The following is a 9,687-nucleotide window of genomic DNA, read 5'->3' as shown; positions in this document are numbered from 1 at the left end:
ATCGGCACGTCCGGAATGGCCGGGCGGCTGGCGTCATCGGAGCCATCCCGCGCCAAAGGCTGCACCGTGGCCGCATAGCGATACCCGAGGCGGGTGCTTGGCCCGGCGCTGACGGCTTTCACGGCGATCACCCTGGCGCGGATCGACAGGTGATATCCCCGCTCAATCCATGGCCACAGATTCACCACCACGGCGCGGATGGCGGTTCGCCAGCGTTCAGGAAGGGATTGGCCCAAAGCGCACCTCCGTGCGAAAGCGGTTACCGTCGAAATAGTGCCGCCGATGCTCGATGCGCACGGTCTGCGCCGCATCGTCCAGCGGAAGCTCGATCAAATCGCCGGGGAATAATCCGGCCTCGAAGAAGAATTCGGCCACGCCCGTTTCTCCGGGGCGGCGTTCCAGGCGCAGCAAATCCTCCCCACCGAACACCGTGGGAGTGGCGGTTGCGGCGGGGCTTTCCGTCCAGGATTCCCAGAAGAACAGGCCGTCCGGATCGAACCCAACCCGCCAGTCCTCCAGCCTCCAGGCTTCCTCGACGATGCGGGCGGTGTGCGCCAGGTTCACCCCATCCAGCACGACATGGTGAAGTCGCGGGAAGGTCTTCGCGGAGAGCCGTGTGTTGGTTACACCGGCCAATCCCAACACGTGGTTCATCACTTCCCGGGGCGTCACGTCCATCAGGGCGTTTACGACTAAAACGTTGTCCGTTGACGCCCAGCCATCCGCCAGATCGATGCGGATCGCGTGCTTGCGGCTGCCCTGACCCTGGCGCGGCTCCTTGGGCAGGGTGCCGGTGAGAAGCGCCGTCTTGCCGTTTCCGAGACGGCCCCCCGCCACCTGGATCACTTCTCCTTTCTTGACCGCCTGGGAGACCTCTCCATCCCGGTTGTCCAGATCGATCCATCCCCCGGTCCGTGGCCCGGCCAGGCCCGCATTCATCTCCAAGGCCAGCGTCCGCCCCAGGAACGAGGTTCCGGCTACGGTCAGTTCCACAAAGGGCGTCTTGTCGCTCATGGCGCGTCGTCATCCTCAACAATGATTTCATCGAGTTCCGTCTCGATGGCGGCCTGTTCCCGGCGCAGGGCCTTGAAGTCCGGCGGCTCCTTCTGGGTCAGCACGAGGCGGGCCGTGATGACATCCCGGTGCGCCTCGCTGGATTCCAGTTCGCTGAACCACACCTGGTCGATGCCCCGCGCATTGATCTGCGCGTTGCTGATCCGGTGCAGCTTGGCGTTGATGTCCGCATCCACCTCCGTGAAGACGGCGTTCAGTTCGGCGAGCTTGTCGTAGCAGGTGGACTCGCTGCCCGGCAGGAATCCGCCCTCGCTGGGCAGCGCCAGTTCGATGAAGACCGTCGCCGCCTGGAAACCGAGGGGCTGTGTTTTCTCTCCGCCGAATAGCAATGTGGCCTGGTCGGTTTTGAGGCGTCCCCGGATGGACATCCGTTGCAGAATGCCCGGCAGCGGAGTCCCATCGAGGCGGATTTCCCCTTCATCCTCACCGATGAAGTGATCCAGCCCCACGCGCAGGAAGTTCGGGACTTCGGCCATCTTTTCACTCCTGCCCTGCCGGGAGGTACGGCCCGGAGAATTTCTCCAGCTCCTCGACCAGCTTTTCGGGATCGTTCACGCCGTTCAAAATCAACTGACCGATGCGAAAGACGGAACCCGCGCCAGGCGCTTCCTCTCCTGGGACTTTCTCGCCTGTTCCCAGCAACGTTTCCTTTAGTGACGATTGGATGGCGCTGTTCACCTCGGACAGGATATTTCCCAATTCGGATTTGAAAATCAGGCCCACATCGGCGGCGGCATCGATGGAAGGAATGCCGCTCCGCAGGGGCTTTTCGGCGATCTTCCGGTTCAACTCCGCCAGCTTGTCGCTGGCCGTGGGCGTCCCCTTTTTCCGCAGGGCGCTCAAGTTGAAAATCTTGTCCAGGAATTCCGCAATCTTCAGCCCTCCGATATTGACCGGGTCCTTGACCGCCTGTTTGAAATCCTCCCAGCGCCGGATCAGAATCGCGATGGAAGTAACCAGCGCCAGCACCGTTACCAGGCCCAGCCCGATGGGATTGAGGAAGAGCAGGCTGAAGGCCGTGGCGAAGGGACCCAGCACAAACATGATCGCCGCCATTGCGAGGGCGACGCCGCCGATGGCCGCTACCAGCTTGCCCGCCTGGATGGCGGCGTCTCGAAAATTCCGGGCGGCCTTCGGATTCTCTCGCGTCCATTTGATGAGGATGTTCAAGCCCTTGGTCAGTCCCACTACAAACGGCTCCAGCTTCTCGGCGAACAGCTTGCCGACCACGTTTGAGAAGGTTTCGATGGATCCCTTCAGCAACTGGAACTTACCGGCGAAGGTATCGAGGAAGACGCTCGCGAAGCGCCGCCCCGTGCCCTGGGAATTCTTCAATACCCGTTCCAACTCCCGCAACGCGGCTGTGCCTTTCAGGGTCTCCCCGGTAATGGGATCGGCGAATTGCGCCTTCCTCAGCGCCTGGATCACGGGCAGGCCCTCCCGCCCGAATATCTTCACCAGCGCCGCATCCTGGGCTGCTTTGTTCATCCCTTGCAGCTTCCCTTCGATGCGGTCCACGATGTCGGCGAAGGGGAGCAGATTTCCCGAGGCGTCCCGCACAAGAGCGCTGATCTGTTTCGCGGCGGCTCCCGTGGGGGCCTGGATGGAAATCAATGCGGTCTTGATCTGTTCCGCCCTGCGGATGGCGGTGCCCCCCTGATCCTTGAGCAGCCCCAGCAGGGCGATCATCTGCTCGAAGCCCTGATTGGCCCCGGTTGCGGCCGGTCCGAGTTGCCCCAATGACTGCTCGTATTCATCCGCCCGGAGCCGGGTTTTCTGGGTGGCCGCGATCAGCACGTCGGTAACCCGCGCCGCATCCCGCACGTTCAAGCCAAAGCCCTTGATGCCGACCGCCATTGTGCCGGATGCGTTCGCCAGGTCCAATTGCCCAGCCGTGGCCAGCAACAGGGACGGGCGGATCGCCTTCAACTGCTGATCCACGGTGAAACCGGCCTTGGATAGTTGCAGGAATCCTTGGGCGGCGGCGTTCGAGGAATGCTCGGTCTCGATGCCCAACTGGATGGCCTTGTCGGTCAGTCGCTTGATCTGGTTTTCCGTGGCCCCGGAGACGACGCCCACCGCCGCCATCGTTTTCTCGAAGTTGGCGTAAGTGCTCACGGTGGGCACCATGGCCAGACCTGCGCCCAGAGCCATGCCGACCATCGCCTTTCCCGTGGTACGGGTCAGGCTCCGGAAGCGCCCCATCATCTTTTGCATGCGGGTCATCGCTCCCGTGAGTCTGTCCTTCACGCTGAAGATCACGCCCAATTTATACAAGGTTTCCATGTGTATCCTGAGTAACGTCGAAGGGGTTCTTATCCGCCCATTATTTTGCTCAACACCTGCGATAGTTCCGCCGCCAGCATCTGCGCGTGACGGCGATCCAGCCAATCCGCTTCCAGGAAGCGTTCAAGGAGGTCGGTCTGATGATCGGGCAGGGTCCCGAAGCGGTTCAACACCACCAACTCCATTTGTCGCCAGGAATTGTCGTTCAGCCCCTGGCGGGCCGCGTTCAGTTTTTTCGGCTGAATTCCTCGGTGATCCCGGTGGCCTTGCCGATCTCATTGCCAAGGGCGATGGGCAGGCCCGGCTTATCCTTGAACATCTCTTGCAGTTCCGTCCGCCCAGGCTTGATGGCCAGTTCCATCACCAGATTGGTGGAAGCCTTGAGAGCATTGCCGCCCGACGCCTCGCGGGCATAGCGGGAAATGTGATGGTTTTGCGGCCAGGTGAACTCGTATTCCTTCCCGGTGTCGTCGCTGACGATATGGATGGTGCGCGGTTTGGCCTTCTCGGATTTCTGGTTTTCTTCGGTCATCGTTCCTCTTCCATGAGGGATTGAAGGGACGGCAAATGGCTGGATGGGGCGCAAGGGGATGCGCCCCTGGATAAGCCCGTCGCCCACCTATTACAATTGCGATTGAGGCGGTACGCCATTGAGCCAGACGCCGCCCAGAATCTCGAACTCGACTTCCACCGGCACGGTTTGATCGCCCTGCGCCACCCTGAAGCTGCGCTTTTTCAGCTTGCAATCCTTGAGCAGGTCCAGTTGCAGCGACTGGTCCTCGTTGGAGAAGGAAACCGCGATGGGCAGGGGCGGTATCTCGAAGGTTCCCGCCGCCGCCGTCAGCGCTACCAGTTCCGAGCGCAGGAGGGTCAGCTTGCCTTCCGCCTTGTAGTTGCCCCGTCCGTAGGCTCTGGCCATGCCGCCCTTGCCATAGACGGGCGTAATTTCCTTCTCGTCGGAATACTCGATGTCCTGAGCCTCGAAAACCATGCCTGTCGGCAGGGTGATAGTGACGCTCTCCCAATCGTAGGTCAGTCCGTTGATCATCTTGCCTCTGGCGTACGGGCTACGGACAGGCTTGTCCGCAGCCCCATTAGGAAATTGGAGGGTGTGAGCTATACGACCTCTCCGAACTTGAAGCGCACGGAAATCTTGATGTTCCTCACCACCGGCACACCTTCCAGGTCCAGGGTGTATTCCAAGCCGTTGTTGACCACGTCCTGACCTTCCGGAATGTCCAGCAGATAACCCAATATCTCCGGGGGCCGGGTGGCGGTCATGCGATCCAGCGGACGTTCCATCCGCCCCTTCATGGATTGCAGGGCGACTTCATCCACGTCCTGCTGAATGCCGGTCAGGGCTTCCACGCGGGTTTCCGACACGGCCTTGTGAACCACCCGCACGATCTCCTGGAATTGATAATCGCTTGCGGCGGCTGCCTTCATGCGCCCGTTGGAGAAGTAAACTCCGGCTAGGCCGTTGTAGGTGCGGAGCGAGGTGAATCCCTTATCGTCGAGGGTTTTTGCCTCGGTGTTGGAGAAATCGTCCATCAGTTCCACACCGGTCAGGTTGCCGTCCGCCACGCGCCCGATGGATCGCTGCACGGGAATGCTGGCCAGCCGTCCCAGGTTGACGCCAGCCACGTTGCGGCGGATATTCTCGTTGGTACCGGCGCGGGAAATGCGCCCGTACCCGGCGCAGACCGAAACCCACAAATCCTCGAACACCTCCGCCACCCGTGCCGTAACCCAGGCGGCAAGGGTCTCCCCAGTCAGCACGTCCGGCAGGGCCGATTCCATCAGGAACCAGGTGGGGTTGCCCGCGTCGAAGCGGTCGGAGGCTTCCTGCGCCGCCGCCGTCCAATCGGTGGGGTCGGACTCGCCCACCACATAAACGATGGACGGGGCATAGGTCGTCAGCGCCGTGGCGATGTCGGTCAGGGTCTGCGCCAGGGTGGTAGTGGGTTCCGTGATGAAGAACTCCCACTTGTCCCCGATGTCCACGCTGTCTTCGGGGGGTACGGCATCGGTGAAGTCCAATTGGACGCCGGTATCTCCCAGCACGAGGAACCCGGTGCCGGGAATCACTTCCTCGGGGGTGAAGTTCTTTCCCCCATCCAGCGAGACCTTCACCTTGGCAACTCCGTTTTCTCCATCCAAGGTGGCGATCACGATCACATGGGCGAACCGCTTGGGCGTCCCGGAAGCGACCTGTGTGCCGGTGCCGGTTTTGGTTTCGGTGATCGTGCCGATGGTTCCGGCTCCGATCTCGGTAACACGCACGGCGACCACGTTGAGGGTCTTGTCGCCCGCCGCCTGGATGTCCCGCAACCGGTCCACCAGCGGCCCCACGCCGAGGGAGGAAAAGTCGCCCTCCTTGCCGATCAGCAGGGCGTCCCCGATGGTGCCGGAATCGGACACTCCGGCCACAATCGCCAAGGGAGAGCCGGGAGGAGCGAGTCCCGCCGCGCCATCCACGATGACGTGTGTCACATCTCCGAAAAATGTCATGCTTCAACCTCCTGCTTGTTGATGACCTTACCGGCGTTGGCCGGAATCTTTCGCGGCCCGCCCAAGGGTTTCTTCTCAAAAGCGCGGACCCCTGCCGTGAACTGTTCCTCGCCGAGCCGGGTGTCCGGTTTCCATCCGGCCAGATGCGCCGCGCCCGCGACGATGGAACGCCGCGCTCCCAATCGTTCGGTCCATTCCGTGACGGTGCGTTTGCGCGGGCTGCGTTGTTCTTTCTTCGGGTTGTCGGCCATCTTCTCGACTCCTCTCCCCCTCAGGGGGAATGAAGGGGGTGAATTACGTGAAGTTCGGGACTGCTGGCATATTGACCTGCTGGGTCGTTCCAGCAGTGGTTTCCTGGTAGACGCCGCCCCGGAACAGGAAGCGCATCTCCACTTCCGCCCGGTCTTTCAGCAGCGCCGGATCGTCCGCCCAGGTTGCCGTGCCGGGAATGATCCGGATGAACTGGTCTCCCGTGGCCGGGGCCGGGAGCGGATCGGTAAAGCCCCGCTCCACGCTCGCCAGAAACGACGTAAACAGCGTGTCCAGTTGCGCCTTCGAGCGGTGAACGATCTTCACGGTCAGCGCCAGTTCCCGGTTGTAAAGGCGCACGGCGTTGGTGGCCTGTTGGGTGGCACCATCGTAATCCCGGCTGGCCTTGCTGCCGTCCCGCTGAAAGTTCTCCTGGGGATCGAACAACTCGGCGAAAGGCATCTGCCGTGTGCGCGAATCCTTGGCAAGCTGGGCGATCCGCTTTGCCGGAATCCCGGCTGCAACCAGCTTTCCCGAGAGATACGTTTCCACCGCCGCGATCATTTCTTTGTCAACTCCTTCACCAGACCCCGCAGTTCCTCGGCCAGTTCGCGCCGGTCCTCGGGGCTGAAACCCATGTAGGGCCGGGCGGGTATCTTGACCTTCTTCGCCGTGCGGATGCCCACGCCGGGAATGTTGAACACGAGGCGGGGCTTGCGCTTGGCCTTGATCTCGCCACCGGCCTGATGGATGGCCGCATAGACGACGTTGGTTCCGACGATCACCTTGTCCCCATCGGCCCGCTTGCTGAGCGAGTTCCGCAGCCGTGCCGTGTCGGTAAGCACCTTCCCCCCGAACCGTTTCACCCGCGCAGACTCGGGCCACGGCTTGCCGTCCGGCCCGCGTTCGCTGTCAAAGCGGGCCTGGGTCTGGTTGATGATGGTCTCTCCGGCAAAGGCGTGGAACTTCGCGAAGGGGAAGTTCGCCAGGTTGCGCACCGCCCGCCTGAATTCCGGCCAATCGCCGGTCAACCTGACGCCTGATTCGGCCATCAAAAGGTCTCCAAAAGTGTTTCGGTGTACTTCTGGGTGCGGCTCTTGATCTTGATCGCTCCCGGTGCCGCCGCGCTTTCCTTGTTGAGCCGCAGCTTGCCTTCGCCCACCTTCATCAGGAAGCGCATCGCCTCATCGTGATCGGCTTTCAGCCCGGCTTCCTCTCCGTCCGGATCGGCCCCCTTCCCCAGCGCCAGCAGCCACAAGGCGATGGATACCGCGTATCCCCTCAGCACGGGATATTCGGTGGTATCCAGGGGCGTATCCAACACGCCGGAGAGCCAGCCGTCCATCCTGGCCGATGCTTCGGCGATGGCGTTGTCCACCGCCTCGGGGGTTTCCGCGCCGTCGTTATCGTGATCGGCCAGGCTTGCCACCCGATCCGCGCCGACACGCTTCTCCAAATCCGATCTCACCGCGTAGGCCATTATTTATCGGAACCTTCCCCGCCTTTCTCCGGCTTGGCGGACGCGCCCTTGCCAAGAAACCGGTCGATCAGGCCGGGCTTTTTCTCCCCACCATCATCTGGTTCGGGAAACACTTCCGCGAACAGTGCGTCCCGCTCCTTGGCGTCGGTATTGACCCCGGAGATTTCCTCCAGATCGGCCACATTGGGCAGGCCCTTGCCGGTCAGGCCCACCTCATCCTTGACCATGGTGATCATCGCCGCCTTGAGGAGCATCTTGCGCTGGGCGTCGGTGAACTGAAGCGTTTCAGCGGACGCCCCTCCGTCCTCCGTATCGCTGGAAGCGGCCTTGCCTCCAATGGGGCTGCGGACAGGCTTGTCCGCAGCCCGTAATTGGGCCGGTTCCGCCCGGCCTTCCTTGGTCAACCGCTCGGCGAGATCGTCCGGCAGGCCGCAAGGCTCGCCGGGGGCGAACAGCGTGCCGTCGAATTTGACGTGCTGACTGACAATGACTTCTCTGGTTCCGGGTGCCATGTTTCCTCCATGAAAATAGAGGCGGGAATCCGTTCCCGCCTTCAAGTGGAAAATTGCGGAGCGCGATGGATCAGGCAATCGCGTCTTCGATGAAATACCCGGTATCCGCCGCGACGATCTTGTTGACGTAGGTCTCGCCCACGCGCACCTTCACCCCGCCCCGCAGACCACGGCTTGGCTGGGGGATCGTTCCGGCCACCCGCGCCTGCTGACCTGGAGGCGTCCAGAGATAATTTGCCCCGAAGAACAGGCCCCGCAGGGACGGACGGCGGATGTTCAACACGGCGGCGTGTTTGCCCCACAATCGCGAAAAGGATGCCGCTTGCCCCTTGGCGGCGGTGTTGTAACGGGTGCGGCCTACCAGCGCCTGTTCCATCTCGAACAGTTCGGCCACGCCCCGCAGGGTCGCCAGCCCCCGGTGATCCAGCAGCGGCCCCAGCGCGATCACGGATTTGATGATGTCCGGATGACGGCGCATCATGCTCCACGTTTCCGCCCCGAAAACCAGCGTGTTCGGATTGCCCCACACCGCCAGCTTCGCTGTCTCGATATCCCCCAGCGGATCGGAGTTGGCAAAATCGCTCCATTGAGAGGTGCCCGCCAGCAGCACCTTGTTGCCAGCGGGATAGGTGCCCGGCGCGAAGACCAGGTCCGCCTGGCGCTTCTCCTTGGCCAGCATGAACAAGTCGGTCACAAATTCGGTGGCGTCGATCAGGGCATTGAAGGGACCTCCAGTGGCCTGCGCCTGCTCATCGTTGGAGACAAAATCGTCCAGGCCGTAATCCTTGCAGGAATACGTGTCCTCATCGACGGTCCATTCCACCTCGTTGGCTTCGGACTTCGGGCCGATCACGTCATCGGGGATGGTGAAGCGGTCATCCTTGACGTACTTCTTGAAATCGCCCTGTTTCTTGATGACCCCGAAATCGGGCAGCACCTGATCCCCGATCAACCCATCGGGCCGGTACTGGATGCTGACGTTGGTCAGCGTCGGGTTTACTTGAAGCTCATTTCCTTCAGGCATCTTGATGCCCTCCCTGACAAAGTTTTCAGATATGACGGGACGTTCTTCGATTCGCCCGCGATTACTCTACTGTTACGAGCCTTGGATTTGGCCCGGAGCGACCAGCACACTCGCGATATCTCCGACCACGCCCGATGACATCGCCACGCCGATGATGCGGTTGTTCACCCCGATAGTCGGTGCAGCGGCCACGGCCCTGCCGGTGGCGTCGCTGGTCACAAGTTCGCCCTGAGTGACGGTGCCGCCCAATTCCACTTCCGAGATTCCGGCCAACCGCGCCCGCACCCTGGCTCCGATGGCCGCGCCGTGTTGCGCCACGCCGAACATGGCGTCCCCCACGGCGGCGGCGATAATCACCAGACCATCCGCCGTGTCCCGCTTCACGATGCGGTATTTGGTGACAGCCGAGGCTCCGGCCTCGTACTCCTTATCCAGCAGATAGGTTGCTCCGGACATTTCTCACTCCTTCAATCGCAAATGTGGGGCGGCCAGGTATTAACTCTCAGCCTGCCCGCCATCCAGGGACGGACACGCCTGTCCGGCCCGGGAAA

At 62.0% G+C, this 9,687-nt stretch carries 14 protein-coding genes; all 14 read right to left on the bottom strand.

Features of this window, described 5'->3' with window-relative positions; translation table 11 throughout:
• On the bottom strand, positions 1 to 236 hold a 236-nt coding region (locus FVQ81_13335), incomplete at its 3' end, for a hypothetical protein (protein MBW7997531.1).
• Positions 217 to 1,014 carry a hypothetical protein gene (locus FVQ81_13330; GenBank protein ID MBW7997530.1) on the bottom strand — a complete coding sequence of 266 codons (798 nt, stop codon included), beginning with the start codon at positions 1,012 to 1,014 and terminating at the stop codon, positions 217 to 219. The genes FVQ81_13330 and FVQ81_13335, both read right to left, overlap by 20 nt.
• Entirely contained in the window at positions 1,011 to 1,550 is a 540-nt protein-coding gene (locus FVQ81_13325) for a hypothetical protein (protein ID MBW7997529.1), read from the bottom strand. Before FVQ81_13325 ends, FVQ81_13330 begins: the two co-directional genes overlap by 4 nt.
• A gap of 4 nt (positions 1,551 to 1,554) precedes the next feature.
• A complete protein-coding gene (locus FVQ81_13320) occupies positions 1,555 to 3,360 on the bottom strand; it encodes a phage tail tape measure protein (GenBank protein ID MBW7997528.1) in 1,806 nt (601 codons plus the stop codon).
• Between the two features lie 226 nt (positions 3,361 to 3,586).
• On the bottom strand, positions 3,587 to 3,892 hold the full coding sequence (locus FVQ81_13315; protein MBW7997527.1) for a hypothetical protein: 306 nt from the start codon (positions 3,890 to 3,892) through the stop codon (positions 3,587 to 3,589).
• A 90-nt stretch (positions 3,893 to 3,982) separates the two neighbouring features.
• The gene (locus tag FVQ81_13310) at positions 3,983 to 4,408 is read right to left on the bottom strand and encodes a hypothetical protein (GenBank protein MBW7997526.1); all 426 of its coding nucleotides are present in this window, start codon (positions 4,406 to 4,408) and stop codon (positions 3,983 to 3,985) included.
• Between the two features lie 68 nt (positions 4,409 to 4,476).
• A complete protein-coding gene (locus FVQ81_13305) occupies positions 4,477 to 5,871 on the bottom strand; it encodes a DUF2586 family protein (protein MBW7997525.1) in 1,395 nt (464 codons plus the stop codon).
• Positions 5,868 to 6,122 carry a hypothetical protein gene (locus FVQ81_13300; protein ID MBW7997524.1) on the bottom strand — a complete coding sequence of 85 codons (255 nt, stop codon included), beginning with the start codon at positions 6,120 to 6,122 and terminating at the stop codon, positions 5,868 to 5,870. Before FVQ81_13300 ends, FVQ81_13305 begins: the two co-directional genes overlap by 4 nt.
• Before the next feature lie 43 nt (positions 6,123 to 6,165).
• Complete coding sequence (locus FVQ81_13295) at positions 6,166 to 6,684, bottom strand: hypothetical protein (GenBank protein ID MBW7997523.1); 519 nt, start codon at positions 6,682 to 6,684, stop codon at positions 6,166 to 6,168.
• Positions 6,681 to 7,172, bottom strand: coding sequence for a phage virion morphogenesis protein (locus FVQ81_13290; protein MBW7997522.1), 492 nt, complete (start codon positions 7,170 to 7,172; stop codon positions 6,681 to 6,683). Before FVQ81_13290 ends, FVQ81_13295 begins: the two co-directional genes overlap by 4 nt.
• Complete coding sequence (locus tag FVQ81_13285; GenBank protein ID MBW7997521.1) at positions 7,172 to 7,600, bottom strand: DUF1320 domain-containing protein; 429 nt, start codon at positions 7,598 to 7,600, stop codon at positions 7,172 to 7,174. The genes FVQ81_13290 and FVQ81_13285 overlap by 1 nt, the downstream gene beginning before the upstream one ends.
• Positions 7,600 to 8,112, bottom strand: a complete 513-nt coding sequence (locus FVQ81_13280; GenBank protein ID MBW7997520.1) for a hypothetical protein — start codon at positions 8,110 to 8,112, stop codon at positions 7,600 to 7,602. Before FVQ81_13280 ends, FVQ81_13285 begins: the two co-directional genes overlap by 1 nt.
• Before the next feature lie 70 nt (positions 8,113 to 8,182).
• Entirely contained in the window at positions 8,183 to 9,136 is a 954-nt protein-coding gene (locus FVQ81_13275; protein ID MBW7997519.1) for a capsid protein, read from the bottom strand.
• Positions 9,137 to 9,208: 72 nt separating this feature from the next.
• The gene (locus tag FVQ81_13270) at positions 9,209 to 9,592 is read right to left on the bottom strand and encodes a DUF2190 family protein (protein ID MBW7997518.1); all 384 of its coding nucleotides are present in this window, start codon (positions 9,590 to 9,592) and stop codon (positions 9,209 to 9,211) included.
• Positions 9,593 to 9,687 lie beyond the last annotated feature (95 nt).

The sequence above is a fragment of the Candidatus Glassbacteria bacterium genome (assembly GCA_019456185.1).
Lineage (GTDB): Bacteria > Gemmatimonadota > Glassbacteria > GWA2-58-10 > GWA2-58-10 > JAJRTS01.
Note: the sequence above shows the minus strand (reverse complement) of the source record. Positions and strands in the feature narration are given on the sequence as shown.